Here is a 25,178-nt window from a genome sequence, read left to right on the forward strand (position 1 = left end):
TCTCCTTCAATGGCTCAATCGTACTCAAGCATTGGCAGAACGTCAATAATTCCCTTAGTTTAGGAGGCATTGTGTCACACCCAGAACTCAACCCGATTTTGCACAACCAAGCTCCTGTGCCATTACTGGTCATTATTTCAGGCCCATCAGGGGTTGGCAAAGATACGGTGTTGATGCGAATGCGCGAATTTGGCATGCCCTTTCATTTTGTGGTCACCACTACCAGCCGTGGCCAACGCCCAGGTGAATTAGAGGGCTTTGATTATAATTTTGTTTCCAAAGCCGAGTTTGAGACCATGATCGCCCAAAACGACCTTTTGGAGCATGCGGTCGTTTATGGCGAATACAAGGGCATTCCCAAATCGCAGGTACGCGATGCCTTGGCGAGCGGCAAAGATGTAATTTTGCGGATCGATGTGCAGGGCGCGGCCACCATGCGCAAATTAGTGCCCGATGCGGTGTTGATTTTCATCGTGCCACCTTCAAGCGCCGAATTGGCCAACCGCTTACGCCTACGCCGCACCGAATCAGCAGAGGGCTTAGAACGGCGCATGGCCTTGGCCGAAGAAGAAATGGGTCGCGTCGATGAATTTGATTATGTGGTGATGAACCCCGAATCGCGGCCTGACGAAGCCGCCAGCATGATTCAAGCGATCATTCGCGCCGAAAAATCACGCATCCGCCCCCGCCGCATTAAACTGTAGCCTCTCAAATGGGCTTAATTGGCCAAAGCATGGCTGATTAAGCCCATTTCCTCAGCATTTTTTCATCAAACGAGTACTTTCGTGCAAACGAAAAACCCCCTATAATACTTGTTAATCTATGCTCCACCGCAGGGTTGCATTGGAGTGTCTGTGTGGCTCCGAGGATTGAACAACATGACCACTGCATTGGTTACCGCCTCAACGTCGAGCTTGCCAATGGAGCTTATTCAGCGCTATGGCATTGAATTAATTCCATTTACCATTCAATTTGTCGATGGCAATCTGCGTGAAAGCGAAGATGTCTCGCTCGATGAGTTTTATCGCCGTTTAGTTCATGAAGATGTGATTCCTACAACTGCTCCCTCATCGGCAGGGCAGTTTATTAATTATTTTCGCCAACATCCCGCTGATGATATTATCGTGATTCATGTTGGGGCAATGCTCAGCCAAAGTTATGCCAATGCCATGCAAGCCGCATCACGGGTGCAAGGCCGCATGATCTACAACATTGATTCGCGCCAATTTGCCCTAGGTACAGGTTTATTGGTGCTCGAAGCAGCCGAAGCTTTGGCTCACGGGGCGAGTGCTGCTTCGATCGTTTCGCAAATCGAGCATCAAATTCCCAATATCTTGACTGTTGCCTCACTCGAAACGGTGCGCTATTTGCGGCTCAGTGGGCGCTTGGGGCGCATCGGGGCCATGGCCGCCTCACTTTTGGGCATCTACCCAATTTTAGGGCTGGATCGCAAAGGCCAAGCCGAAATGGTCGGTCGTGCCCGCTCCCGCGAAGATTCCTTGACCATGATGATTCAGCAAGCCCTAGCGTTTGTTGGCAAAGGCAAAGTTCGGCGCATGGGTATTTTGCACACCAATGCTTTAGCCGAAGCTCAAGCCTTTGCCCAGCAAGTTTCAGCTCATTTTCCAGATGTGCCATTGTTGATCTCCGATGCAGGCCCAGTTTTGGCGGTTCATGGCGGGCCAGGCGCGTTGGGTATTTCGGTCTTGCGAGAAGAAGCTTAAGTTATGCATTTGTTTCGTCGCGTTCCGAGCATTCACGATTTGGCGATGAGGCCACTGGTTGAGAGCGATCTACCGCCGCTGATGGGCTTGCTTGAGCAAACTCCATGGGCTTCGCTTTCGATTCCCCACGATGAGTTTCGCTTAACCCTCAACGATCAACTCAGTATTGTTTTGGAATATAACGGCAAATTGTGGGGCTGCGTGCTGATGGGCTATGCGGTCGGCCCAATTGCTTGGATTCGAGCACTGATTGTGCATCATTCGTTGCGCCCAGCCGAGGCGGTCACTGAATTTTTACATGCTGCCGAGGGTTATGCCAAGGCGCATGGTGTTGAGCGCTTGTTGATTATGAGCGACGAACGCGATGCCAGTTGGCTGTTGCCGTGGGTGCTGCGCGAGGGCTATCAGCCCCAGCTTGATGTGGTGGGCTACGAAAAACGTGCGATGAACATTCCAGCTTGGGGCAATACCGGGGCTTGGATTCGCCCAGCGACGACCGACGATGTGCCGATGATTGCCAAGATCGATGCCGCCGCTTTTGCTGACGAATGGGTCAAAAATAGCACGATTTTGGCTGGAGTTTTCCCTGTTGCCCCCTTCTATATCGTAGCCGAGCTTAACCAGACCATTGTTGGCTATGCCTTTGCAACCGTGCATCATGGCGGCATGATGGCTCATTTAGTACGGATCGCGGTTGATCCGGCACTGCAAGGCCAAGCGATTGGCGTGCGGCTTTTAGCTGAATTAGTCGATTGGTGCAGTTTGAACGGTGTGCAATTGCTCTCGCTGAATACCCAAAACACCAACCAACATGCCCAACGGCTCTACGAGTGGTTTGGGTTTATGCGCAATGGCGAACGCCAAACCGTTTTGGTCAAAGATTTGTAGCACCGAATCAGTTTTCGGGAGGATCTTGAAATGAAACATGTGCAAGAGATAGCCCAACGCGTCGCTGCCAATGTCGAAAAAGTGATCATCGGCAAACGCGCGGCGGTCGATTTAACCTTGATCGCCCTGCTGTGTCGCGGCCATGTGCTGTTGGAAGATGTGCCAGGCGTGGGCAAAACCACCCTCGCCAAGGCAATTGCTCGCAGCATCGGCTGTAGCTTCAAGCGCATTCAATTCACCCCCGACCTGCTACCAACCGATGTGAGCGGAGTTTCGATCTACAATCAAAAATCAGGTGAGTTTGAATTTCGGCCTGGGCCAATTATTGCCAACTTAGTGCTGGCCGATGAAATTAACCGCGCTACACCCAAAACTCAATCGGCCTTGCTCGAGAGCATGGAAGAAGGTCAATTGACCGTCGATGGCATTACCCGCGCTTTGCCTCAGCCATTTATTGTGCTTGCAACCCAAAATCCCATTGAATATGAAGGTACGTTTCCGCTACCCGAAGCGCAACTCGACCGCTTTCTGCTGCGAATTACCCTCGGCTATCCGGCCAAAGCCGATGAATTAGCAATTTTGGAGAGCCAACGCAAAGCCCACCCAATCGATGCGCTAGCTCAAGTCGTCAGCATCGAAGAGCTGCAACATATGCAATCCGAGATTCGCGATGTCTATGTCGATGAGCAAATCAAAGAATATATTGTGGCAATTACTACCGCCACCCGCAACAACAGCGATGTGTACCTTGGGGCTAGCCCGCGTGGCTCGTTAGCCTTGTATCGCACCGCCCAAGCTTTATCTGCCTTGCAAGGCCGTGATTATGTGATTCCTGACGACATCAAAGTGCTGGTCAAGCCAGTATTGGCCCATCGCATGATCATCAGCCCAGCAGCGCGGATTCGCAATATTCATGCTGATGAGTTGATGCAACAAATTTTGAGTCAAGTGCCCGTACCAGGCGCACGCGCTGGGCGACGATATGAGCGGCAGCAGCCGGCGGCTGCACATTAGGGGCGGCATATGCGGGCATTAGGCATTTTGGGCTTGGCCGTGGTGCTATTTCTGACCGGCCTTTCGAGTAATATTTCTTTCTTTTATTACTTAACCTATACCCTGCTGGGCTTATTGGTTGTGGCCTATGCTTGGGCGTGGAGCAATCTCGAAGGGCTGGAGATCGAGCGCGAATCGAGCACTACTCGCGCCCAAGTTGGCGAAACTGTGCGCGAACGAATTACGATCTACAATACGTGGCCCGTGCCCAAACTCTGGGTCGAAGTGCGCGATCACTCCGATTTACCTTCGCATGGCTCGGGCTTTGTGAGCTATATTCCAGGCCGCGAAAAACGGCGCTGGATGGTGCGCACACCCTGTACCTTGCGCGGTAAATGGCGCTTGGGGCCAGTTTCGGTGCGCAGCGGCGATCCCTTCGGTATCTTCCAATTGCATAAAATGGTCGATCTAACCCATGATCTGTTGGTATATCCTGCCACTGTCGATTTACCAAAATTCGAGCTACCAACCGCTGAGTTAATCGGCGGGCAAGATGTGCGTTCACGCACCTTTCACGTTACGCCGAATGTTTCGACTGTGCGCCAATATGTGCCAGGCGATAGCTTCAACCGCATTCACTGGCGTTCGACAGCGCGAACTGGCAATCTCATGGTCAAGGAATTTGAGCTTGATCCATCAGCAGATGTTTGGATCATTTTGGATATGGAAGAACGTTTTCACCATGGCCAGCCGGATGCAGCGATTCCAGCGATTATCAAAACCTTGCAAGGCAAAATCGCAATTCCCAACACCACCGAGGAATATAGCATTACCTTGGCAGCTTCGTTGGCACGGCATCTGTTGCGGATCAATCGCAGCGTGGGCTTATTGACCTACGGCGCACAACGCGAAATTATCCTGCCTGAACGCGAAGCTCGCCAGCTTTACAAAATTTTAGAGCCATTGGCGATGCTACATGCCACCAGCAATACCTCATTAGCCGAATTATTGGCCGCTGAAAGCCAACGCTTTGGGCGTAACTCCTCGCTGCTGATCATCACCGCCGCGCTCGATGAACGTTGGGTGGCGGCAGTTCAGCGTTTGGTCTATCGTGGCGCACGCGCTTCAATTATGTTTCTCGATGGTAAATCGTTTGGCGGCTGGCGTGACCCTGAGCCAACCTTTGCCCGCTTGGCCGAGTTACGCGTGCCAGTCTATCGCATTCATGCTGGCGATGGTTTAGATCGCGCACTGGCCGAGCCAGCTATTCGCCCAATGGGTCGGAGCTAAGCAATGACACAAACCCAACCAACCGTCGAGTTACGTCCGGCCAATGCGAATGATCTGGCAATTTTGGGTGAGCTGTTGCTCGATTTGTATGATGCTGAATTGCCCGATTCGTTGCGTGGAGCCGATAGCCAGCGCCAAGCTTTGTTGCGCTACACCTTGCATGCCAACGATTTTTCCGGAGTGCGGGGGCGTTATTTGGCGCTCAATCAAGCTGGCGAGATTGTGGGCATGGCGGGAATTCAATTTCCCAACGAGCCAGCCCCCGATCGGGTGCCGCGTGGCACGCTGAATATGGCGATACAACTCATTGGCCTGAAACATACCTTGCACCTGTTGAGCACCGTTGCGGCCTCGATGCTTATGCCACCGCCCAAATTCAACCCCAAGTATGCCTATATTCATGGCATTGTCGTGCGCGAGCAACAGCGCAACCAAGGCTATGGCGCGGCAATTATGCAGGCAGTTGAACAACAATTAGTGGCGCGTAAAGTAGCAGGAGCGCAACTACAAGTGATTGTCGATAACCAGCAAGCCGCCAAATTATACGAGCGGCTCGGCTATCGCACGGTCTATCGTTCGCCCCAGTGGCTCGATCGTGTGACGATTCCGAATGTATTGATGCAAAAGCCGTTGGTAACAAACTAAGATCAAGAAAACTCACGCTCCAATCGTTTGAGAAAGAGGCTGACGATGTACGAGGTTGCTCATGCACGCTCACAACGGCTGCACATTCCGATCGTTACATGGCTTTATTGGATTGGCGTGCATATCCCAGCACTGGTATTGTATGCCCTAGTACTACCCTATTTTTACCAAGATCATCCTGATGGTGGCGAATTATTTGTTTTCGGCTTGCTGATTGTCATCATGCTAAGCGCTATTGGAAGCATGAGCTATGGTCAGGCTTGGATTTTAAAACGGACAATCGATCCAAACTCGTTCAAACACTGGTTTAGGGCAACAATTGCAGCATATTGTGCAGTGAGTATTGCGAAATATATGCTGAGTATCGATCATCTTCTCTTTTCGATGTTTCGTACTTCTAATACGAGCAACCCCTTCGTCCACTGGATAGAACCGCAATTAATCTCAGTTGCAATTACATGTTTGGTGATTAGCAGTGTTCAAGCCTGGATTTTACGCAAAGCTGGCTATCGCATGCTGCATTGGATTCCAACGATGCTGCTTAGTTGGGTCGTCGTATCACTAACCATCGCCTCGTTTAATAGTTTGTACGCTGAAGCTTTCTCTGGATCAACGGTGCTCGTCATGGGTTGCGCTAGTCTACTGAATGGTTTAGGTTTGTTTTTGATTCAATCTAGAAACCCAAACTCCCTTTAACGAGCCACAATCGCCTTGAGCAATAGTTGCAAGGCTGCTTGCAATTGTTCGGTCAAACGCTGGGGCATTGGCTCTAGCAGCCAGAGCACGGTCGAGCCTTCGTAGAGCGCTGCCAAATGCCAAGCAACTTGTTCGGGGTCGATTGAACTGAATTCGCCGCGCTCAAGACCTTGCTGAATTAACTCTGCCAAACTGGCCCGATAGCGCTGAAAATAGCTTGCCAAGAAGCTTTGAACGTTGTTATTGCGAGCCGAAAGTGCATACAATTCTTGCGCTAAGGGCACAAGGCTTTGTAATTCTTCCAAGGCGGCAGCCAAGTTGGTGGTGAGTTGGCTCAAGCGATGGGCCGTCGATTCAGGTGCTTGCAACAGCGCTTGCACTTCCAACAGTGGTTGATTGAATAGTTGCTCCAACAACGCGAGGATGATTGCATCTTTGCTCTCAAAATACCAATACAAGACCCCTTTGCTCATGCCAACGGCCTTGGCTAGCATATCCATGCTAGTTTGATCGATGCCATGCTGGGCAAACAAGCGGGTTGCTGCTTCGATAATCTGCGCCGTGCGTTCAACTCGGACATCGCGCCGTGGAGACATGCCAATTCCTCATCAACAAAAAAAGCCAATCGTAGCAGCCTCAGCATACCACGATTGGCCTTGCATCCATTCATGTTAGATTTCGATTGTTAAGCCTTCGTAGGCGGCAGTGGTGTTGGCAAAAATCGCCTGCGAAGCCTGCTCCAACTCACGAATCATTGCATCGTTGTAGCGTGGCTCGTGATGGAACAAGACGAGGCGTTTGGCCTGCGCAGCCATGGCCACAGCACACGCCATCTGCGGCGTAGAGTGGCCCCAACCTTGGGTTGCGTTATAACCGGCATGGCCGAGATAATGCGCTTCACTATATTGAGCATCGTGGATCAACAAGTCGGTTTGGTTGGCAAACGCTGCCAAGCGCTGATCAGTATTGACATAGCCTTCGGTGTCGGTCGCATAGACCACACTCTTGCCCTGCCATTGCACCCGATAGATAAACACACCTTCGGGGTGCGCATACGAACGCATGGCCCGAATCTGCACCACATCAGGATCATCAGTAATTTGATCGTGGTAGAAATTCTTGACCGTCACCGTATCTTGATTGGCATCAAACAGCAATACATCGGTCTCGGTCATGTTGCGCATAAACTTCAGTGAGTTCATTTCGCCCAACGACACCGGAAAACTTGGTGGCAACATTGAATGTGCCAAAGTTTCTTCAAGATCACGCTCGAATACCCGTGGCCCAAAAATATTCAAAATACTTGAGCCAACATAGGCTGGAGTAAAGAATGGAAAGCCTTGGGTATGATCATGGTGCATATGGCTAAATAGCAAGGTTGCCCGTACTGGTCCACCACGCTCTTTGGCTCGTCGCAACAGATCATTACCGAGGCGCACAATTCCCGTCCCCGCATCGAGAATAATCGTATGCCCATTGGCCTCGACTTCGACACATGGTGTATTGCCGCCAAACCCCACAGTATCCGACCCGGGAACCGGATAGCTACCCCGAACACCCCAAAATGTGACCCGCATTGTCCCAGCCATAGACCACACTCCCGCTATAACGAAACGCCACTCCACTCGCGCAGCAATTCCGTCAAGAGGCGCACCCCATAGCCGGTTGCTCCTTTAGGGTTGTATTCCTTGGGTTGATCTTCAGTCCATGCCACGCCGGCAATATCCAAATGGACCCATGGATAATCGCCAACGAAATGGCTCAAGAACGCCCCAGCGGTAATCGCCCCACCGTTGCGGCCACCAGTATTTTTGATGTCGGCAACATCGGAACGCACTTGACGGCGGTATTCATCCCACAATGGCAGTTCCCAAACCCGATCGCCTGAACCTTCGGCAGCTTGCTGCACCCGTTGCAACAAAGCTGGATTGTTGGTCATTGCGCCTGCGGCATATGAGCCAAGCGCCACGACACACGCGCCAGTCAGGGTTGCAAGGTCGATAATTGCATCGGGATTGTATTTTTGGGCATAGGAAAGGGCATCGGCCAAGACCAAACGGCCTTCGGCATCGGTGTTGAGCACTTCGATCGTTACGCCATTCATGGCTTTGAGAATATCGCCTGGTTTGTAGGCATTGCTGCCAGGCATATTTTCGGTTGCGGCCACCAAGGCTACGACGTGAATTGGCAATTTCAAACGACCTACCGCTTCCATCGTGCCAATCACTGCGCCAGCGCCTTGCATGTCCATTTTCATTTTGTCCATGTTATCGGCTGGCTTGATCGAAATCCCGCCTGTATCGAAGGTAATGCCTTTGCCGACCAAACAAATCGTTGGTTTGCCTGGCTCAGCTTGGCCATGCTCCAAAACGATGAACTTGGCTGGCTCGGCAGCACCCTTGGCAACCCCAATTAACGCACCCATACCCAACTCTTTTTGTTGGTCGTGGTCGAGCACCAAACAGGTCATGCCATAATCACGGGCGATCGTTTGAGCGGCTTCGGCCAAGTAGGTTGGCGTTGCCACGATTGGCGGATTGTTGCCCAAATCGCGGGCAAGATTGACTCCATGAGCCAACGCAATGCCCCATTTCGAGCCAAATTCGGCGGCTTCAAGCTCAGCTTCGGCAACCAACGTCACCTGTTCTAAAGCAACGGCTGGCACAAAATCGTCGGGCAAAGTTTTAAAGCCATCAAAGCGATAAGCACCCAACAATGCGCCTTCGCTCAAAGCCTCGGCGCTACGGCTAACACCCAAAACTTCGCTTCCAAGCAAAGGCAGGCTATAGCTCGTCAGGCCCAAATCGCGTACTCGTTGGGCCAGAATTGCCCCGATGACGCGAGCACGCTCAGCGTTCCATAATTCGCGCTTGCCCAAACCAACCAACAGCACCCGGCGGCTGGCGAAGGCGGGAATACCTGTCGCTTGTGCGCCAAGATAGAGCACAGTGGTTTTTTTGTACTTACCTGACCAATCACTCGCTTCAATTAAACCAGCAACGCTGGCAGGCAGTTCCTCATTCGCCCATGTACCAACAACAACAATGGCATCGGCTTGTTGAGCAACATCGCCTTGTATTACACGAATCTGCATTGGAGTCCTTCCGGTTTCTAGAGGTTGACAAGAGCTTGCACAGTTGCTTGGTATTGTAACGGTTTCAATTTGCCGCTGTCAATGATTGATATTGATTGGGAATCGGTTGGTGGGGATCGGTTCTTAACGCAGAGGCGCAGAGACAAAGGATGAGGGATGAGGGATGAAGTGCAAAAGGCAGAAGTCAAACATCAACAAGGAAAAAAGGTTATGAGCAAGAGATTATGCATTGAGCAGAAACAATAATCACACAAATCTGTGCAATCTGTGGCTAAGACTTAACCTTCGTGGATCAAAAAACTCCCGATCCCCAGCCCCTGATCCCTATCCTATGTTCTTTGCTCTATGTTCTTATTTTCAACAAAATCAACTATCATAGAGCCAACCGACAATCCTGTGTACAAGGAGAACTGTCTCATGACTTCATCGCGCATTGTGCGTGCACCACGCGGCTCAGAATTATCGTGCAAAGGGTGGGCGCAAGAAGCAGCGTTGCGAATGCTGATGAATAATCTTGATCCTGATGTGGCCGAAGATCCGCAAAATTTGATTGTCTACGGCGGCACGGGGAAGGCTGCCCGCAATTGGCAATGCTTCGATGCGATTGTGCGTTCGTTGCAAGAACTCAACGATGATGAAACCTTGTTGGTGCAATCGGGCAAACCTGTTGCTGTATTTCGTAGCCATCGCGATGCTCCACGGGTGCTGATTGCCAATTCGATGCTCGTGCCACATTGGGCCACATGGGAGAACTTCCGCGAATTGGAGCAGGCTGGCTTGACGATGTATGGCCAAATGACCGCTGGCTCGTGGATTTATATTGGTACACAAGGAATTTTGCAAGGCACTTATGAGACACTGGCCGCCATTGCCCGCCAACATTTTGGTGGCTCGTTGCGCGGTCGTTGGACGCTCACCGCTGGCCTTGGCGGTATGGGCGGCGCACAACCTTTGGCCGTCACCATGAACGATGGCGTGGCCTTGGTGGTTGAAGTTGATCGCCAGCGCATGCAGCGCCGCTTGGATACGCGCTATCTCGACGTGGCGGTTGATACGCTTGAAGAAGCCATGACCTTGGTTGATGAAGCGGTGCGCGACGGCAAAGCACTTTCGGTTGGTTTATTGGGCAACGCCGCCGAAGTCTTTGGCGAATTGTATAAGCGTGGTGTGCGCCCCGATATTGTGACCGACCAAACCAGTGCCCACGACCCGCTTGAGGGCTATGTGCCAGCTGGCATGAGCCTTGAGCAGGCACTCGAATTGCGTCAACGCGACCCCGAAGAATATGTCAAGCATTCAACTGCTTCAATGGTTGAGCATGTTAAAGCTATGGTTGCCTTCGCTGATGCTGGCTCGATCGTGTTTGATTATGGCAATAATTTGCGTGGTGTAGCTAAGGCTGCTGGTTATGATCGAGCATTTGCCTATCCTGGCTTTGTGCCTGCCTATATTCGCCCATTGTTCTGCGAAGGCAAAGGGCCATTCCGTTGGGCAGCGCTTTCGGGCGACCCCGCTGATATTGCCAAAACCGATGAAGCCTTGCTCGAATTGTTCCCAGAGGATCAAGCATTGCATCGCTGGATTCGCGCCGCTCAAGAGCGGGTTCAATTCCAAGGTTTGCCCGCCCGCATTTGCTGGCTCGGCTATGGCGAACGGGCCAAGGCTGGCGCGTTATTCAACAAATTGGTGCGTGATGGCGTTGTGAGTGCGCCAATCGTGATTGGACGCGACCACCTCGATTGTGGTTCAGTCGCTTCGCCCAACCGCGAAACCGAAGCTATGCGCGATGGCTCCGATGCAATTGGCGATTGGCCCATTTTGAATGCGATGATCAATGCGGTCAATGGTGCAACCTGGGTCAGCGTGCATCATGGCGGCGGCGTTGGCATCGGCTATTCGCTGCATGCTGGCATGGTGATTGTGGCTGATGGCACTGCTGAAGCCGATCACCGCCTAGAGCGGGTGCTCACCAGCGATCCGGGCATGGGCGTGGTGCGTCACGTTGATGCAGGCTACGATGAAGCAATTGCCGTAGCCCAAGAGCGCAACGTGCATATTCCAATGCTGAAACAATAGCTCATCGAGTGGTAGTGTTGGAGTCAACACTACCACTTAAATCCCCCCAAATTTTGGCACAGCCTATGCTAAGATGATCAAACCTTAGATTTAAGCCTGAACCACGCCGTTCACTTCTGGCATGCGCCATCCACATTTATGCCCACGACTGGCTACTTTTACTACTTTTTAATGAATATCCGTGCAACTAGCTATAATTTCTAGCAAGTTCATGATATATCTATGCATAGATTGGCTAAATCCACTCCAAAATTTTGGCCTATTTTGCATCAATACTAATTAACAGTGTTGGTGAGGTGGCATGGTATTGCGACACATTTGATCTAAGCGCTCCATGGGCTGAGTACCTGTGCCAGCGTAACGATTTCCATTGGAGTGCATCCCATGAGTAATCCACGAATCTTGATTCTTGATCATACGCCTACAAGTACTCAAGACCTCAGCACTCAATTGATGGCGGCTGGTTGCAGCGTTATGGCCCATCTGAGCACATGGGAAGCCGCCGCCTGCCTGCTTGGCGAGCAGAGTGTTGATCTGGTCTTGGCAACGCTGCATTTTGTGCCTCAAATCAATCAGCAACCCTGCCCAGTTCCGGTGGTCTATCTGAGCCAAACCAATGAGCAAGCCACCCAAATACCCAATCAACCCACCGCGATCGATATTTTAACCTTGCCAATTAGCACCGAAAGCCTTGTGCTCACGCTTAAAACGATCATCGAGCGCAGCAATTTGACCCAGCGGCTTAGCCGCGTTGAGGTGTGGATGCAAACGATGTTGGCCAATGTCAGCGATGGCGTGGTGGCAATCGATCAGCATGGCAAAATTCAGTGGATTAATTCTGCCGCCGAGCACATGACTGGCTGGGATTATCGTAGTGCGCTCCAGCAGGATTTTAATCAAGTGGTGGTAATTCGCAGCAGTCTCAACGATCAACGCATCGATGTCATTGCGGCGGCCTTACGCAACGAGCCAGTGTTTGCCTTGCCCTTTGAGCGTTATTTGCATGCTCGCGATGGCCATGCAACCTCAATTACTGAACATGTTACGCCATTGCTCAATAACGACGGCCAAAATAATGGAGCAATCGTGATTTTGCGCGATCATACAGCCCAATTACAAATGGAAGAGGCGCTGTATTATCAATCGCTGCACGATTCATTAACTGGCTTGCCCAATCGCCGTTCATTTCAATTACATTTATCACGGGCTTTAGAATACCAACGCCATCATCATGATTATAGCTTTGCGATCATTTTGCTCGATATCGATGAATTTAAAATGGTTAATGATGGCTTGGGTTATCACATCGGCGATACGATGCTGACCGAAATTGCCCAACGTTTACGTCGTGCCCTCTATTTACCAGGCGATGTGGTAGCACGCTTCGATGGCGATGAATTTGCAATCTTTTTTGATCGGCTGCCCGATTTGCCTGCGGCCTTCAACGCCGCCCAACGCATCCGCCAACTCTTTGAAGATCCATTTATGATTGAAAATGGTCAGGAAATTTTCTGTAATGTCAGCATTGGCTTGGAATTAATCACCAGCGAAGTGCCGATTGAAACCGTGATGCGAAACGCTGACCTGGCACTGTATCGGGCCAAACATACAGGTCGCGGCGGCATCGAAATTTTCGATCAAACCTTGTATGCCAATTTTAGCACCCGTTTGCACAACGAAACAGCGTTACGCCTAGCCTTGCAACGCCAAGAATTTCGGTTGTTTGCCCAGCCAATTATCGATTTTGAGCATAGCCATTGCACAGGCTTTGAAATTTTGATTCGTTGGGCACACCCCGATGGGCGTTTGCGCTCGCCTGGCCAATTTTTGGATATTGCCGAGGAAACTGGCTTAATTATTCCATTGGGCTGGTGGATGCTGGAAGTTGCAGCCGAGCAGCTTGAGCGGTGGCAAGCAGACTCAATGATGCAGCATATGACCTTGGCGATTAATCTCTCGCCGCGTCAATTATTGCATAGCCAGCTTTTGCCAACGCTTAAATCAATATTCGAGCGCTATCAATTTCCACGTCAACAATTGCATTTAGAAATTACCGAAGGTGCATTATTAAATACCGAACGAGCTGAACCAATTTTGAATGCCTTGCGTCATTTTGGCTTACATTTACATATTGATGATTTTGGCACTGGCTATTCGTCATTAACCTATTTACATCGTTTTCCGTTGAATACAATCAAAATTGACCGTTCGTTTATTCAAGCAGCGCTCGAAGATCAACGGAGTTTAGCGATTGTGCGCACAATTATCAATTTGGCCCAAACCATGCAATTGGCCACGATTGCCGAGGGCATCGAAACCGCTGAGCATATTCAAGTGCTGCGTGAACTTGGCTGTCAAGCAGGCCAAGGCTACTTCTTCTCGCCGCCCGTTCCACTCGAACAGGCGGCGGACTTCGCATGTTCGTTGAATTAGGCTTGGCTGGCCTCGACCATTACATTGGCAACGAGCGTATAGGCAGCAACCCATGCTGCTTGCACTTCGTCATTCCACTGCTCGCCCAGCTGTTGCGATAAGGCCCAAATCAGCGCCGCGCCAACTGTTTGATAGTGTTCGGGCTTGACCCCATAATCCACATGACGACGACCAAGCTCTTGCACCGCAGGCAAAACCGCTTCAGGCTTTTTGAGATTGTTGACGACCAAGACCAACGATTGTAACAATTTCTTCTTTTGCTCGCTCATATCTTCGGGGAACAAAGGCCGAAAATCGGGAGCCAACATGAACAACTGTCCATAAAAGGCTTCGACCAATTGCTGTGGATTGCGGCCAACCTCGGCAAAGGTTTGCTGCACAAGCTCAATCGCCGCAGGAGTTATATGGAGACATTCGTCATCCTTTCAGTATATTTTTGGTGCTCCAAGGACGTTGCCTAGCCTACCAACCGCAAGCCCATGCTGACAATCGGGTTGCTAGTGCAGATCAAATCAGGCATTCAACCGATTGGCTTTTGTTACCAAATCCTTATACTCAGAGCTTTTTCAGCCAGCCAAAATAGCGCTATAATTGTCCACATTATGAACAACTTTACTTACACCCTTGAACATAGCGATGGTGAGGCGCGGGCAGGCCAATTCAGCACGCCGCATGGCACCATTCAAACGCCTGTCTTTATGCCGGTTGGCACCCAAGCCACGGTGAAAACGCTTGATCCCTTGGAAGTCGAGGCGATCGGCTCACAAATTATCTTATCGAATACCTATCATTTATATTTGCGCCCAAGCGCCGATTTGGTGGCTGAAATGGGCGGCTTGCATCGTTTTATGCAATGGCCTAAGCCAATTCTGACCGATTCGGGAGGCTTTCAGGTGTTTAGCTTGGGGCCGCATAGCAAAATTGATGAAGATGGCGTAACCTTCAAATCGCATATCGATGGCTCGAAACATCGCTTTACCCCCGAAAGCGCGATTGGCATTCAAGAAAAATTGGGCGCTGATATTATTATGGCCTTTGATGAATGTGCCCCCCAACCCACGACCCATGCCTATACCAAAGCTGCCATGGAGCGCACTCATCGTTGGTTATTACGCTGTATTGCCGCCAAAACCCGTGCGGATCAAGCGCTATTTGGGATTGTGCAGGGTGGGGTTGAGGCCGATTTGCGCCGCGAAAGCGCGAGCTTTATCGCCCAACAAGATGTGCCTGGCATCGGTATTGGTGGCCTGAGCGTTGGCGAACCCAAAGAGCAAATGTATGGCATGCTCGAAGAAACTACGCCCTTGCTACCGCGCAACAAGCCGCGCTACCTGATGGGTGTTGGTTCACCCGAAGATTTGCTCGAAGGCGTGGCGCGTGGGGTCGATATGTTTGATTGCGTGTTGCCAACTCGTTTGGGGCGTAATGGAGCCTTATTCATTCCCGAAGGGCGCTTGAATATTGGCAACGCCAAATATGCCCGCGAAGATGCGCCAATTGATGCAACGTGCGATTGCTCGACCTGCCAACGTTTTAGCCGCGCCTATCTGCGCCACTTGTTCCGTACCGAGGAAGTGCTTGGGCTACGCTTGGCAACGCTGCATAATCTGCGTTTTTTAATTCGGCTGATGGAACAAGCACGTGAGGCAATTCTGCAAGATCGCTATCAAAGCTTTATGGACGATTGGCTCAGCCGCTTTCAAACCATCCCGCATGCTGTGCGCGAAGCCAGCCGTGCAGCCCGATTAAACTCATTACGCACCCAAGGGGACAAGGCATGAGCGGCGTGACCGTTCGTTCAACCGAAGAATATACCCGCATCGCTTGGCGCTTGATCATTTTGAGCTTTCTGGCGTTTTGTTTTGTGATCGCAAGTAGTTGCTATTTGGCCTGGCGGGTCAAGGCGTTTGCCCGTACTCAGCCAGCTGAGCCAGGTATCCTCGACACCTATGTCAGTGGGATTGAAATTATTCGGGCTGGCTTAGTCCAGCCTGAGCTACCCACGCCACCCAAAACAATTATTTATGAAGGCGATCGCATTAATGTCAGCAGCAAAGCGCCAGCTGGTATCGCCGCCACGATCACCTTATTCGATGGCAGCAAACTCGATTTGTGGGCTGGTACAAGCGTGGTTTTTGAAAAAGTCCAGACGACGCGGTTTAGCTCGCGCAACCAAGAAGTAGCCTTGCGCTTGGACTCGGGCTTGGTGCGCTTGCGCTTGGCCTCGGTCGCCTCGCAACAATATCAAGATGTGCATTTTAGTGTGTTCGTGCAGCAGGCTGGTTATAGTGTGGAACAGGCGTTGCTCAAACCAGGTGGCACCTATCGCGTGCGGTTGCTTGATGCCAAGGCACCAACCACCAGCGCTAGCGAACGTGAACGGCTTAAACAAACCACGATCAGCGAATATGTGGTTGAACAAGGTGGCATCACGCTGGCCTATAGCAGCCAAAACCGTAGCATCGACAACCAACAAAAGCTCGAAATTGCCCAAGGCCGCTTATCGCAACCACAGCCTGCCGAATGGCAATTGGCCCGTGATAGCAACTTTACCGAGTTTACCGCCCAAGAATATAACAATAATGCGACTGTGCCAGTTTCGGTCACCGATATTGTGCGGGCTGACACTTGGCGCGTGTTTGGCTCGTTGTATTCGCCTGAAGCCGAGGAAGATGGCTATTTTTATGTGGTGGGCGGCTGTGCCCAACGTAGCACTGAGCAGCCGAATAATTGCTTGCGCCCGTTGATCAATGTGGCTCAATTTCATCGTGACATTAGCGAAGGCATTGATCATACCAAGAGCTTTCGCACTGGCATCACCCAAACAATTGACCTTGATACAACCTCGTATAGCAAGCTTGAATTGAGCTTTACTGGGCGAATTTATGAGCAATCGCTCAATCGGGCGGGCGATATTGGCGAAGAATGTGCTTTGGCGATTGCAGTTTTCTACTACAACCCTGCCAACCAACTTGGCTCAACCACCTATTGCTTTTACGCCCGCGACGATGCTGGCCCAGGCAGCATCTCGAACAAAGAATATATTCGTTCGATCAAGTTGCCCTATCGCCAATGGACTGATCAAACCCTCGAACTCAAAGACGATCTTGGCAATATGCGGCGCATCTCGCACCTTGAAATTTACGCCAACGGCCACGATTATATCTCCGAAATTACCAACATTCGGCTGATTGCTAAATAAGTATTCCCTCACCCCCAACCCCTCTCCCACGGCGGCGGGCGAGGGGCGTTCCCATGGTTATGATGGCAAAAGCGGGTAAGAGACCGCAGCCCCTAATCGACCGCAAGTTCTTCAGGCGTAATAAAGAAATCGACAGCGCCGCTGCCAATTTCATAATATGCCCCAATGACGGCAATTGTGCCAGCCGCCTCGAAGGCTTGAACTACCGAATTTTGGCGCAAACGGGCGACTTGGGCACGAACATGCTGGGTTACGGCCTCGCGCATGCGAGCTTTCTCATCGCGAATCGCTGGCAGTCGCTCACAAACAGGTCGAATTTGTTCGATCAAGTAGCGAATATTGGCCGATTCTTTGGCGATCTGCTCGTCGCTAGCTAGTGCTGCCTTGACGGCACCACAACCTTCATGGCCCATTACTACAATCAATTTGCACTTAAGATGCGAGATCGCATATTCAATACTGCCTTGGGTCGCCGGATCGACAATCTGGCCTGCAACGCGTACCACAAACAAATCGCCCAAATTACGGTCAAAAATCATCTGCGGCGGCACACGGCTATCCGAGCAGCCCAGAATGACTGCAAATGGCGTTTGGCTGATAATTTGCGAACGGCGTTGATTGACACTGACCACCGTGCGTTGGGTTTCGCCGCTAAAAAAGCGTTCGTTGCCCTGTTTCAAGGCCTCGATCGCGGCGGCGGGTGTATCGACCTCAGGCCCGCGCAGGTTGGCGATATCTTCCATTGAAGCTCGCCCGCGAATTGCATCAAGCAGGCGGCGATCAATATTCTCATCAGCAAACTCTGGCATAATGCTCCTTGTAAGTAGGGTTCAGGGGCTAGTTGATTTTTGAAACCACGAAGAACACGAAGCGCATAACGTTTAGGTTTCAGCCACAGATTAGCACAGATGAATGTGATTATTCTACTATTCTCCCTGACTGCCTCTGAACCATGACATTTGATCCCCGATCTCCAAAAACCGAACCCCATTTCTGCCAATCAACCGTTGTTATAGACCGTTTCGGCTGGTGGATAACAAATGACTTCGAGCACATTCCCATTTGGATCGCGGAGATAAAAGCCCTTTGTGCCATCACGATGGCGATCGATCGGCTGGTTATGCTGGATTGCGAGGGCGTTTAATTGCGTTTCATCGACCCGAACTGCCACATGGGGTGGGTGTTGATAGGCCATAACCAAGGCTAATTTCCCTTGACCAATCCGCAAAAAAGCCCATGTATCATCAGCATATAACACCTGCGCCCCACATTGCGCAACATACCAAGCAGTCGATTCGGCAATATTATTGACCACAACCGCTACATGATCCATTTCCATGTGCAAGCTCCTTGTTAGCGTAACTTCTGATAGTGCTGGGCTAATTGTCGCCCAATTGCCTGCCAATCATACTGTTGGGCGATCAATTGCCGGCCTGCTTCGCCGAGTTGTTCGGCCAAACGTGGCGAGTTCAAAATGCGCACAAGCGCTGCGGCAAAGGTTTGCGGCGTTTCGGCAAACAGCGCATGCTCTTCGTGTTTCAGCGGCAAGCCTTCAGCCGCCAACGTTGTGGTGACTAAGGGCAAGCCTGTCGCCAAGCCCTCTAAAATTTTGATGCGCACGCCGCTGCCCCAAAAAATTGGCGCTGCCACCACCTGGCTTTGCCGATACACGGCCTGTAAATCATCAATTGTGCCAGGCACTTGAATTGTAGCACTCGCAAGTTGTTGAATTTCAGGGGTTGGGCTGCGCCCTGCTAGCATCAAGCGTGCTTCAGGCAGTTGAGCTTGCACCAATGGCCAAACCTCCCGTGCTAACCACAAGGCTCCTTCAACATTTGGCGGGTGAAAATAGTTACCGACAAACAGCACCTGCTGTGGTGCTTGGGACTGGCGACATAATGGCCATTGGCTTAAATCAACCCCTGCTGGCACAGTGACAACGTTGAGTTTTGGTTGCCAACGATTCAAGGTTTGTTGATCGGTTGTGCTCAAGGTAACCAGCAAATCGCACTGGCGCAAGGCTCGCTGCTCATATAGCCATAAGCTGAGTAAACCAGCTAAGCGGCGGGCACGTAGTTTCCAATGGTGTTCACGTTGTAAACGTCGCCATTGTGCCACAAACCCAACTTGATGTATGGTACAGATAATTGCTTTTAGCCCCAAACGGCGGGCAAATGGCGCATACTGAGCCATGGTTGTGCCTTCAAGTTGCAACAAATCAGGCAGATTGCGCATCCAGCGTTGTTGTAAATAATCGCACATGGGTTGCGAAAATTCCAAATGCACCGCTGGTGGATCGATGCCTTTTCGCGCTGGCTTGGTTGGGGTAAACGCCCGTAGATCACGACACCATTGCGGCAATGGCCCCCAATCGACGGCTTCAGGTTGGGTGGCTAAACAATAACTATCGACAGTATAATAATGACTTAATTGCTGTACGGCATTCAAACTATAGTTTTTTGAACCAGCATGGGCTGGATACACTGGAGTGGGGGTTAGTACACTGAGGCTTGCAGGTTGCATCAATTGACCTACCGAAGCTAGAGAACCACTGGCCCAAGTATAGCAGACGAATCACAATCAGCAGCGAATATTGATTCACGACGTTAAATATTGCACCATCGCAACAATCCCTCAAACTCCAGGCTCTTGAAATTACAAAGGAGCAACGATGAAAATCGCATTTCTATCGGCGCAATGGGCCAATTTAGGCTTATTCTCGTATGCTGTGCCCGATCAATTATTGCAGCCCTATTTGCCAACTGGCTTAGAGCTTGATCGGCGTGATGGTTCGGCGTTTGTTAGTTTGGTGGTGTTTGATTTTCTCCAAACCAAGGTTTTGGGCCTAGCTTGGCCGGGCTTTCGCAACTTTGCCGAGATGAATTTGCGCTTTTATGTCCGTCGTGGTCAGCAACGTGGCGTGGTTTTTGTGCGCGAGATTGTGCCGCAATGGCTGGTTGCTACCTTGGCCAACGTCATTTATAACGAGCCATATGTGGCCGCGCCGTTACAGAGCCATACCCAACAGAGTGCCAGCCACATCACGGTTGAGCACAATCTCTACTGGCAAGGCCAAACCAATTTGGTCAAACTGACCGCTAGCAAACAGCTATATCACCCAGCCGCTGATAGCACCGAACATTTTTTCAAGGAGCACGAGTGGGGCTTTGGGCGTAAACGCAATGGTCAGCCAATCATTTATCGGGTTGAGCATCCGGAGTGGGATGTGTATCCAGTGGAGCGCTATCAACTGCAATTTGATTGGGGCGCGATTTATGGCCCGCAATGGGCTTGGTTGGCCCAGGAAACGCCCTATTCAGTCGTCTTAGCCAAAGGCTCTGCCGTCAAGGTGTTTCCGCATCAACGCATGCCCAATGGCTAAACATCCTAGGCTGCTGGTAACGCTGGCCGAGTTGTGGCGTAATGGGGGGTAATCATTAATCAGAGTTTGGAGAAGAACGATGCAAACAACTATTTCTTGGCGAATTACTTGGATTCTATTGGGCTTATTTGTTGCGATTGTTGGATTGGCGGCTTATCCACTGCTCCAACATCAACCGCAAAGCCAAGTATTTCGCCGAACAACCCGCGTGCAAATTGACAGTAGCTTGGCGGCTGAAGCTGTTATGTGGGGAATGGATGCGTATTTATTTCCCGATTATGGTGGTGTGGTTACCCATACGACGACGATCAATAATGTTACAACCACCAGAACCTTCACGCGGCAACAGGATTATTATGGAGTTGTCTTTCACAATACCTTGCAGGCTGGACGAGAATATGTAGCCTTGGTAGGGCAACCGATCGAACAGGGTGGCATCAAACGCATTAATTTTTATCGAATTGAATATGCTATTGGTGAAGAACAGCTTCAATTTTTGCCGTACCCCTATCGAGGAGTTAAGATTTACACTGGCCTTGAAGTTGGCTATGAGGTTTGTCACTACAACCAACCAACCTGTGAGCCGATCGTTATGACCGATTTCTTAACCGCCGAGCCATCTCCAGCCCGTAAGAAGGCGCTAAGCCACAAGTTTTTCAGCGAAGAGGTCATTCGGCATATGCGCCATGATTTTACAAGCGCATTGATTAATGCTGGGCCTGGCTCGTTTTTTGAGCAGGATGAATGGTTAGGTGCATTGCCTGTCCGTTAAAACTGTACGCTTATGCTCCAACCCAGTGGGATCGTAGAGCGCGTAGGGCTATTATCAACAACCCTTGGAATGCCCCTGACCACCACCCCTCGTCCACCGTAGTGGGCGAGGGGTGGTGGTCAGGGGCATGGTTCTTCCTATACTTGCTAAGCTATCGCTTCGTACTCATTCCAATCAGCAAACGGATCATCGATTTGCCACGTTGCGGCAGGTTGCTGCCATTCGTGATCGCTAACCAAACAGGCATCTAACGTTTGCTGTAACCATTGTTGATCAAAATCTTGGCCGATAAAGACGAGTTCCTGCCGACGGTCGCCGACCTGCTCATCCCACAAGGCTTCAATTTCGGTGCGTTCCTCGGCAGTTTCCGGCCATTCGCTCTGATCGCTATCAGCCCACCATTGTCCAGCTGGCTCGACCCGGCAATTTTGGCCCGCCTGCGAAAGCAAGCCAGCCGTCTCGGGCTGCGAAATTACCCAAAAGAAGCCTTTGGCGCGAATTACGCCAGGCCAATCATTATTGACAAAATCCCAAAAACGCTGAGCGACAAATGGCCGTCGAGCGCGATATACCCAGCTGCGAATGCCATATTCCTCGGTTTCGGGCGTATGTTCGCCGCGCAATTCGGCCAACCAACCAGGTGCAGCGCTTGCTTGATCAAAATCAAACAAGCCTGTATTCAGAATTTCGTTGAGTGGCACTTGACCATGTTGTGCATGAAAAATCTTGGCTTGCGGATTGAGTTTATTTAGCAATTCATGCAAATGGATTAATTGTTCGGCACTAACCAAATCAGTTTTATTAATGATTAACACATTGCAAAACTCAATCTGATCGATCAATAAATCGACCAAAGTCCGCTCATCGGCCTCGTCGATCGCCAAATCACGATCGCGTAAATCGTGAGCAGCATTGAAATCGTGTAAGAAATTGAGTGCATCAACCACGGTTACCATCGTATCGAGCTTGGCAATTTCGCCCAAACTGAGGCCCGATTCATCCTCGAAAGTAAAGGTTTCGGCGACGGGCAACGGCTCCGAAATACCAGTCGATTCGATCAGCAGATAATCGAATCGGCCAGCACGAGCTAGCTTACTAACCTCAAGCAACAAATCTTCACGCAAGGTACAGCAAATACAACCATTGCTGAGCTCGATCAATTGTTCTTCGACCCGATTGAGTGCAAGTTCGCCTTGACCAACCAACCGCGCATCGATATTAACTTCGCTCATATCATTGACGATGACGGCGACCCGCAAGCCCTCGCGGTTGGCCAAAATATGATTTAATAAGGTGGTTTTCCCTGCACCAAGAAAACCAGAAAGTACAGTTACGGGAAGCGGCAACTTCGACATTTGGCTTTAATCCTTGCTATTTATTGATACTATATATCATTATAATCGATTTTTGCATTCGTCAAGCAGCGTTTGACAAAACGGCCAAAGCGGAGTATACTTCAGCACTGTTGAACGGCAAAATCGTCTGAAACAAACAACTATATAATCCCTGATAGCTCAGTTGGTAGAGCAATTGACTGTTAATCAATGGGTCCTAGGTTCGAGTCCTAGTCAGGGAGCCACTTCTTTTTACAATTGATATTCCCTGATAGCTCAGTTGGTAGAGCGGTTGACTGTTAATCAGCATGTCCTAGGTTCGAGTCCTAGTCAGGGAGCCACAACCGACAAGCGTCCATCTGAGTAATCACATGGGCGTTTGTCAATTAAGCACAAAAAATAAAGCACTGCTTTCAAAACAGTCGCTTGGTATCAATACAATCAGGGGTAACTACCGTATTCCTGATCTGGATAACTGGCAGCGGTCGCATGAATGGCTACCATTCATACAACGATCTCAGCATGCCAAGAATCTTGTCCCCTTTATTTATTCAATTGGTAAGGTGCGTTGCTCTTATAGGGGTAACTAGCTTATCGTGGTAAGACTGAAGAGGGTTGCCAAACACTAACAACAGTTTTTACCACAAATAGAACTAGCTCATCTTACAGCAGCCTAAAAACCTGCAAGATGAGCTAGTTCTATTTTAGATTCTGAATTTTCCTCGGAATCGTCGAAAATCAGTAGATCCTGAATAGCGATGCCCAACGCTTTGCACAACTTTGCTACTGTATCGGTAGTAATGTTGGTGGTTGGATGGTTCTTAATATTCGAAATCCTGGCTGATGTTAGACCTGTCCGTTCTGACAGATCTTTCACTGAGATTTTGCGTCTCCACATGATCTCATCCAGATTATTACGAATCATAATGACCCCCTATCGAGATATTACGATTCTAACGTATATAATAACATCTGTCAAAAAATCTCACGTAGATAGTATATGGTTAAAATATTATTTTATATAATATGATTTTATCACAAAAATAATCTAGAATCTTGTTGAAGTAATAGGTTCTGTCTGATAATTCAATCTCATACCGTATATCATCATAAGAACCTCGCATTAATAGGCTGATTGGGCAGTATTCTTGGTGATTTTCATGTCCATAATGGTGTTCTAATACTTCATCTGAAGGCTTCCGAAATTATCGGACAGAGCCTAACACACTGAAAATTAGCTTGGAAGGTCATCAAGGGGTTTCACAGGTTCATCAGGTTGATTTCTAGTTTGCTGCTCTATCTCTCTAAAATTTTTTTCTACTATATGAAGATTTCTATTTATATCAGAGCGTGCAGAGATAACTTTATCTACAAATTCATATGGGTTGATTCCTTTAAATGTATCGGGGGATACACCATGGTATTTGCGAATTTCTATATCTTCTGCGAGCTCATTAAGTTTTGGAATATTTTGAGAAACCCAATCTTCTAAATGAATCAAAATATTCTTTATGTTATTAAAAGCATTCGATACTTCTATATCGTATATAAAAGAAGCACCCATTTTTTGCATATTGATACGAGTTTCTATAATAGCTCGCAATAATAACAAAGGATCTTCAGATGAGACAAGTTTATTAAAAGCTTTTCTGTCAAATAGAATTAATAAATTTCTTATTTTTTCTGCATCATTAATAATTTGAGTATTTTTAATGTGATTCATCTCATATAAAGTTTTTTTTGTTTCTGCTATTAGCTTAGAAACCTCAGCAGATTGTAAATTTCTAATATCATAGGCATCGATTATAGTTTTTTCCGTTTCTATATTGAGCTTTGCTATTTCTGCATCCATTCTTTTACGATCATTATCAAGTTTTTGTTGTTCAATCATTATCTTTTCTTTATCTGACTTAAACGTTCTTTTTGCTATTATCATTGTTATAATGGTACCAAAAACAGCTACAATCCCAGCAATTAAAGCAGCTTGTACTTCAGGTGAAGTTGTCATTATAGCTCCATATTTCTCAAATGTATATCCAGATATTGATTTATAGGATATACCTGCAACAGATGATAGTAAATTATTTACTTTCATCCAAAACTTTACTAGATTCTGTCTAATAATTCCTGAAGCCTTCTAGAAAAGACCAAAACATCGCGATAAACATAAAAAATCACCAAGAATACTATCTCTATCAACATATTAATGCAGCTTTTATGACAGTATATGATGTGAGCTTGAATTATCAGACAGAACCCAGAGCCTAAAGTTAGATTGGATAATAAGCCTATTCGGAACATCGCAAGAAAAGTCACTCCTATCGCAAACCTGTGTGACTACTAGCGCTATTGCGATACAATCTTTCAGTACTCTATCCTTCCTCTATTGCATTCTTCGTTCTGGGTTCGCGCACGAAAACCTCACCAGGCTCGATGCCTAATGCTTCGCAAATACTATCAAGGGTTTTTAAGTCTATTCTGTTTATTCTACCTTTATATAAACCATATGCTGTTGGATAAGATAGATGGGTTTCATCAGCAAATCGTTGTATATTCCACCCTCGTGCATCAACGATCTCTCCAATACGCAAATAAATCATAGCTATCTCCTGAACTTGTGTGTTTATTAGTTATCTTGACTGTGTGAAA

General features: G+C 49.2%; 24 protein-coding genes and 2 tRNA genes. 15 read left to right on the top strand and 11 right to left on the bottom strand.

Features of this window, described 5'->3' with window-relative positions; translation table 11 throughout:
- The first annotated feature begins 71 nt into the window (after window positions 1-71).
- From DEF47_RS22080 to DEF47_RS22110, 7 genes are all read left to right on the top strand, one after another.
- Window positions 72-704: a guanylate kinase gene (locus tag DEF47_RS22080; RefSeq protein WP_012188175.1), complete on the top strand. Its 633-nt coding sequence runs from the start codon at window positions 72-74 to the stop codon at window positions 702-704.
- Window positions 705-878: 174 nt separating this feature from the next.
- Entirely contained in the window at window positions 879-1,724 is an 846-nt protein-coding gene (locus DEF47_RS22085) for a DegV family protein (protein ID WP_012188176.1), read from the top strand.
- 3 nt (window positions 1,725-1,727) lie between these two features.
- Window positions 1,728-2,612, top strand: a complete 885-nt coding sequence (locus DEF47_RS22090) for a GNAT family N-acetyltransferase (protein ID WP_012188177.1) — start codon at window positions 1,728-1,730, stop codon at window positions 2,610-2,612.
- Between the two features lie 30 nt (window positions 2,613-2,642).
- Entirely contained in the window at window positions 2,643-3,626 is a 984-nt protein-coding gene (locus DEF47_RS22095; RefSeq protein ID WP_012188178.1) for an AAA family ATPase, read from the top strand.
- A 9-nt stretch (window positions 3,627-3,635) separates the two neighbouring features.
- Window positions 3,636-4,895, top strand: coding sequence for a DUF58 domain-containing protein (locus tag DEF47_RS22100; protein WP_012188179.1), 1,260 nt, complete (start codon window positions 3,636-3,638; stop codon window positions 4,893-4,895).
- 3 nt (window positions 4,896-4,898) lie between these two features.
- Window positions 4,899-5,540 carry a GNAT family N-acetyltransferase gene (locus tag DEF47_RS22105; protein ID WP_012188180.1) on the top strand — a complete coding sequence of 214 codons (642 nt, stop codon included), beginning with the start codon at window positions 4,899-4,901 and terminating at the stop codon, window positions 5,538-5,540.
- Window positions 5,541-5,585: 45 nt separating this feature from the next.
- On the top strand, window positions 5,586-6,236 hold the full coding sequence (locus DEF47_RS22110) for a hypothetical protein (RefSeq protein ID WP_012188181.1): 651 nt from the start codon (window positions 5,586-5,588) through the stop codon (window positions 6,234-6,236).
- On the opposite strand, the gene DEF47_RS22115 is transcribed toward DEF47_RS22110, so the two are convergent.
- The 3 genes from DEF47_RS22115 to DEF47_RS22125 form a co-directional block, all read right to left on the bottom strand.
- Complete coding sequence (locus DEF47_RS22115; RefSeq protein ID WP_012188182.1) at window positions 6,233-6,832, bottom strand: TetR/AcrR family transcriptional regulator; 600 nt, start codon at window positions 6,830-6,832, stop codon at window positions 6,233-6,235. The two genes, DEF47_RS22110 and DEF47_RS22115, sit on opposite strands and share 4 nt — an antisense overlap.
- 75 nt (window positions 6,833-6,907) lie before the next feature.
- Window positions 6,908-7,825 carry an MBL fold metallo-hydrolase gene (locus tag DEF47_RS22120; RefSeq protein WP_012188183.1) on the bottom strand — a complete coding sequence of 306 codons (918 nt, stop codon included), beginning with the start codon at window positions 7,823-7,825 and terminating at the stop codon, window positions 6,908-6,910.
- Window positions 7,826-7,839: 14 nt separating this feature from the next.
- Complete coding sequence (locus DEF47_RS22125; RefSeq protein ID WP_012188184.1) at window positions 7,840-9,330, bottom strand: leucyl aminopeptidase; 1,491 nt, start codon at window positions 9,328-9,330, stop codon at window positions 7,840-7,842.
- Window positions 9,331-9,747: 417 nt separating this feature from the next.
- Between DEF47_RS22125 and hutU the strand changes: the two genes are divergently transcribed.
- The gene (gene hutU / locus DEF47_RS22130) at window positions 9,748-11,406 is read left to right on the top strand and encodes a urocanate hydratase (protein WP_012188185.1); all 1,659 of its coding nucleotides are present in this window, start codon (window positions 9,748-9,750) and stop codon (window positions 11,404-11,406) included.
- Window positions 11,407-11,790: 384 nt separating this feature from the next.
- The gene (locus DEF47_RS22135; RefSeq protein WP_012188186.1) at window positions 11,791-13,839 is read left to right on the top strand and encodes a putative bifunctional diguanylate cyclase/phosphodiesterase; all 2,049 of its coding nucleotides are present in this window, start codon (window positions 11,791-11,793) and stop codon (window positions 13,837-13,839) included.
- On the opposite strand, the gene DEF47_RS22140 is transcribed toward DEF47_RS22135, so the two are convergent.
- Entirely contained in the window at window positions 13,836-14,219 is a 384-nt protein-coding gene (locus tag DEF47_RS22140; RefSeq protein WP_012188187.1) for a globin family protein, read from the bottom strand. The genes DEF47_RS22135 and DEF47_RS22140 overlap by 4 nt on opposite strands.
- 222 nt (window positions 14,220-14,441) lie before the next feature.
- On the opposite strand from DEF47_RS22140, the gene tgt reads away from it, so the two are divergent.
- Entirely contained in the window at window positions 14,442-15,620 is a 1,179-nt protein-coding gene (gene tgt / locus DEF47_RS22145; protein ID WP_012188188.1) for a tRNA guanosine(34) transglycosylase Tgt, read from the top strand.
- A complete protein-coding gene (locus DEF47_RS22150; protein ID WP_012188189.1) occupies window positions 15,617-17,041 on the top strand; it encodes a hypothetical protein in 1,425 nt (474 codons plus the stop codon). The genes tgt and DEF47_RS22150 overlap by 4 nt, the downstream gene beginning before the upstream one ends.
- 92 nt (window positions 17,042-17,133) lie before the next feature.
- Here the strand turns inward: DEF47_RS22150 and DEF47_RS22155 are convergent, their stop codons facing one another.
- The 3 genes from DEF47_RS22155 to DEF47_RS22165 all read right to left on the bottom strand — a co-directional run bounded on the left by DEF47_RS22155 (window position 17,134) and on the right by DEF47_RS22165 (window position 19,564).
- Window positions 17,134-17,850 (bottom strand): carbonic anhydrase, encoded by a 717-nt coding sequence (locus DEF47_RS22155; protein ID WP_012188190.1) that lies wholly within the window; start codon window positions 17,848-17,850, stop codon window positions 17,134-17,136.
- Window positions 17,851-18,041: 191 nt separating this feature from the next.
- On the bottom strand, window positions 18,042-18,380 hold the full coding sequence (locus DEF47_RS22160; RefSeq protein WP_012188191.1) for a VOC family protein: 339 nt from the start codon (window positions 18,378-18,380) through the stop codon (window positions 18,042-18,044).
- 14 nt (window positions 18,381-18,394) lie between these two features.
- Window positions 18,395-19,564, bottom strand: a complete 1,170-nt coding sequence (locus DEF47_RS22165) for a glycosyltransferase family 4 protein (RefSeq protein ID WP_012188192.1) — start codon at window positions 19,562-19,564, stop codon at window positions 18,395-18,397.
- A gap of 148 nt (window positions 19,565-19,712) precedes the next feature.
- On the opposite strand from DEF47_RS22165, the gene DEF47_RS22170 reads away from it, so the two are divergent.
- Both DEF47_RS22170 and DEF47_RS22175 read left to right on the top strand, forming a co-directional pair.
- Window positions 19,713-20,423 carry a YqjF family protein gene (locus tag DEF47_RS22170; RefSeq protein WP_012188193.1) on the top strand — a complete coding sequence of 237 codons (711 nt, stop codon included), beginning with the start codon at window positions 19,713-19,715 and terminating at the stop codon, window positions 20,421-20,423.
- Between the two features lie 79 nt (window positions 20,424-20,502).
- Window positions 20,503-21,195: a hypothetical protein gene (locus tag DEF47_RS22175; protein ID WP_012188194.1), complete on the top strand. Its 693-nt coding sequence runs from the start codon at window positions 20,503-20,505 to the stop codon at window positions 21,193-21,195.
- Between the two features lie 146 nt (window positions 21,196-21,341).
- On the opposite strand, the gene zigA is transcribed toward DEF47_RS22175, so the two are convergent.
- Entirely contained in the window at window positions 21,342-22,550 is a 1,209-nt protein-coding gene (gene zigA / locus DEF47_RS22180) for a zinc metallochaperone GTPase ZigA (RefSeq protein ID WP_012188195.1), read from the bottom strand.
- 148 nt (window positions 22,551-22,698) lie between these two features.
- Here zigA and DEF47_RS22185 point away from each other — a divergent pair.
- Both DEF47_RS22185 and DEF47_RS22190 read left to right on the top strand, forming a co-directional pair.
- Window positions 22,699-22,774, top strand: a tRNA-Asn gene (locus DEF47_RS22185).
- A 20-nt stretch (window positions 22,775-22,794) separates the two neighbouring features.
- Window positions 22,795-22,870, top strand: a tRNA-Asn gene (locus tag DEF47_RS22190).
- Window positions 22,871-23,202: 332 nt separating this feature from the next.
- On the opposite strand, the gene DEF47_RS25225 is transcribed toward DEF47_RS22190, so the two are convergent.
- The 3 genes from DEF47_RS25225 to DEF47_RS22200 form a co-directional block, all read right to left on the bottom strand.
- A complete protein-coding gene (locus tag DEF47_RS25225; RefSeq protein WP_041303970.1) occupies window positions 23,203-23,454 on the bottom strand; it encodes a helix-turn-helix domain-containing protein in 252 nt (83 codons plus the stop codon).
- A 309-nt stretch (window positions 23,455-23,763) separates the two neighbouring features.
- A complete protein-coding gene (locus DEF47_RS22195) occupies window positions 23,764-24,537 on the bottom strand; it encodes a hypothetical protein (protein WP_041303972.1) in 774 nt (257 codons plus the stop codon).
- A 364-nt stretch (window positions 24,538-24,901) separates the two neighbouring features.
- A complete protein-coding gene (locus DEF47_RS22200; protein WP_041303974.1) occupies window positions 24,902-25,129 on the bottom strand; it encodes a helix-turn-helix domain-containing protein in 228 nt (75 codons plus the stop codon).
- Between the last annotated feature and the right edge of the window lie 49 nt (window positions 25,130-25,178).

This window comes from Herpetosiphon sp., assembly GCF_003512625.1.
GTDB lineage: Bacteria > Chloroflexota > Chloroflexia > Chloroflexales > Herpetosiphonaceae > Herpetosiphon > Herpetosiphon aurantiacus.

What these genes read in the sequence shown, in the direction of transcription:
- DEF47_RS22085 (WP_012188176.1), top strand. Translation starts at nt 879, where the DNA reads ATGACCACTGCATTGGTTACCGCCTCAACGTCGAGCTTGCCAATGGAG.
- DEF47_RS22090 (WP_012188177.1), top strand. Translation starts at nt 1,728, where the DNA reads ATGCATTTGTTTCGTCGCGTTCCGAGCATTCACGATTTGGCGATGAGG.
- DEF47_RS22095 (WP_012188178.1), top strand. Translation starts at nt 2,643, where the DNA reads ATGAAACATGTGCAAGAGATAGCCCAACGCGTCGCTGCCAATGTCGAA.
- DEF47_RS22100 (WP_012188179.1), top strand. Translation starts at nt 3,636, where the DNA reads ATGCGGGCATTAGGCATTTTGGGCTTGGCCGTGGTGCTATTTCTGACC.
- DEF47_RS22105 (WP_012188180.1), top strand. Translation starts at nt 4,899, where the DNA reads ATGACACAAACCCAACCAACCGTCGAGTTACGTCCGGCCAATGCGAAT.
- DEF47_RS22110 (WP_012188181.1), top strand. Translation starts at nt 5,586, where the DNA reads ATGTACGAGGTTGCTCATGCACGCTCACAACGGCTGCACATTCCGATC.
- DEF47_RS22115 (WP_012188182.1), bottom strand. Translation starts at nt 6,832, where the DNA reads ATGTCTCCACGGCGCGATGTCCGAGTTGAACGCACGGCGCAGATTATC.
- DEF47_RS22120 (WP_012188183.1), bottom strand. Translation starts at nt 7,825, where the DNA reads ATGGCTGGGACAATGCGGGTCACATTTTGGGGTGTTCGGGGTAGCTAT.
- DEF47_RS22125 (WP_012188184.1), bottom strand. Translation starts at nt 9,330, where the DNA reads ATGCAGATTCGTGTAATACAAGGCGATGTTGCTCAACAAGCCGATGCC.
- hutU (WP_012188185.1), top strand. Translation starts at nt 9,748, where the DNA reads ATGACTTCATCGCGCATTGTGCGTGCACCACGCGGCTCAGAATTATCG.
- DEF47_RS22135 (WP_012188186.1), top strand. Translation starts at nt 11,791, where the DNA reads ATGAGTAATCCACGAATCTTGATTCTTGATCATACGCCTACAAGTACT.
- tgt (WP_012188188.1), top strand. Translation starts at nt 14,442, where the DNA reads ATGAACAACTTTACTTACACCCTTGAACATAGCGATGGTGAGGCGCGG.
- DEF47_RS22150 (WP_012188189.1), top strand. Translation starts at nt 15,617, where the DNA reads ATGAGCGGCGTGACCGTTCGTTCAACCGAAGAATATACCCGCATCGCT.
- DEF47_RS22155 (WP_012188190.1), bottom strand. Translation starts at nt 17,850, where the DNA reads ATGCCAGAGTTTGCTGATGAGAATATTGATCGCCGCCTGCTTGATGCA.
- DEF47_RS22160 (WP_012188191.1), bottom strand. Translation starts at nt 18,380, where the DNA reads ATGGAAATGGATCATGTAGCGGTTGTGGTCAATAATATTGCCGAATCG.
- DEF47_RS22165 (WP_012188192.1), bottom strand. Translation starts at nt 19,564, where the DNA reads ATGCAACCTGCAAGCCTCAGTGTACTAACCCCCACTCCAGTGTATCCA.
- DEF47_RS22170 (WP_012188193.1), top strand. Translation starts at nt 19,713, where the DNA reads ATGAAAATCGCATTTCTATCGGCGCAATGGGCCAATTTAGGCTTATTC.
- DEF47_RS22175 (WP_012188194.1), top strand. Translation starts at nt 20,503, where the DNA reads ATGCAAACAACTATTTCTTGGCGAATTACTTGGATTCTATTGGGCTTA.
- zigA (WP_012188195.1), bottom strand. Translation starts at nt 22,550, where the DNA reads ATGTCGAAGTTGCCGCTTCCCGTAACTGTACTTTCTGGTTTTCTTGGT.
- DEF47_RS25225 (WP_041303970.1), bottom strand. Translation starts at nt 23,454, where the DNA reads ATGATTCGTAATAATCTGGATGAGATCATGTGGAGACGCAAAATCTCA.
- DEF47_RS22195 (WP_041303972.1), bottom strand. Translation starts at nt 24,537, where the DNA reads ATGACAACTTCACCTGAAGTACAAGCTGCTTTAATTGCTGGGATTGTA.
- DEF47_RS22200 (WP_041303974.1), bottom strand. Translation starts at nt 25,129, where the DNA reads ATGATTTATTTGCGTATTGGAGAGATCGTTGATGCACGAGGGTGGAAT.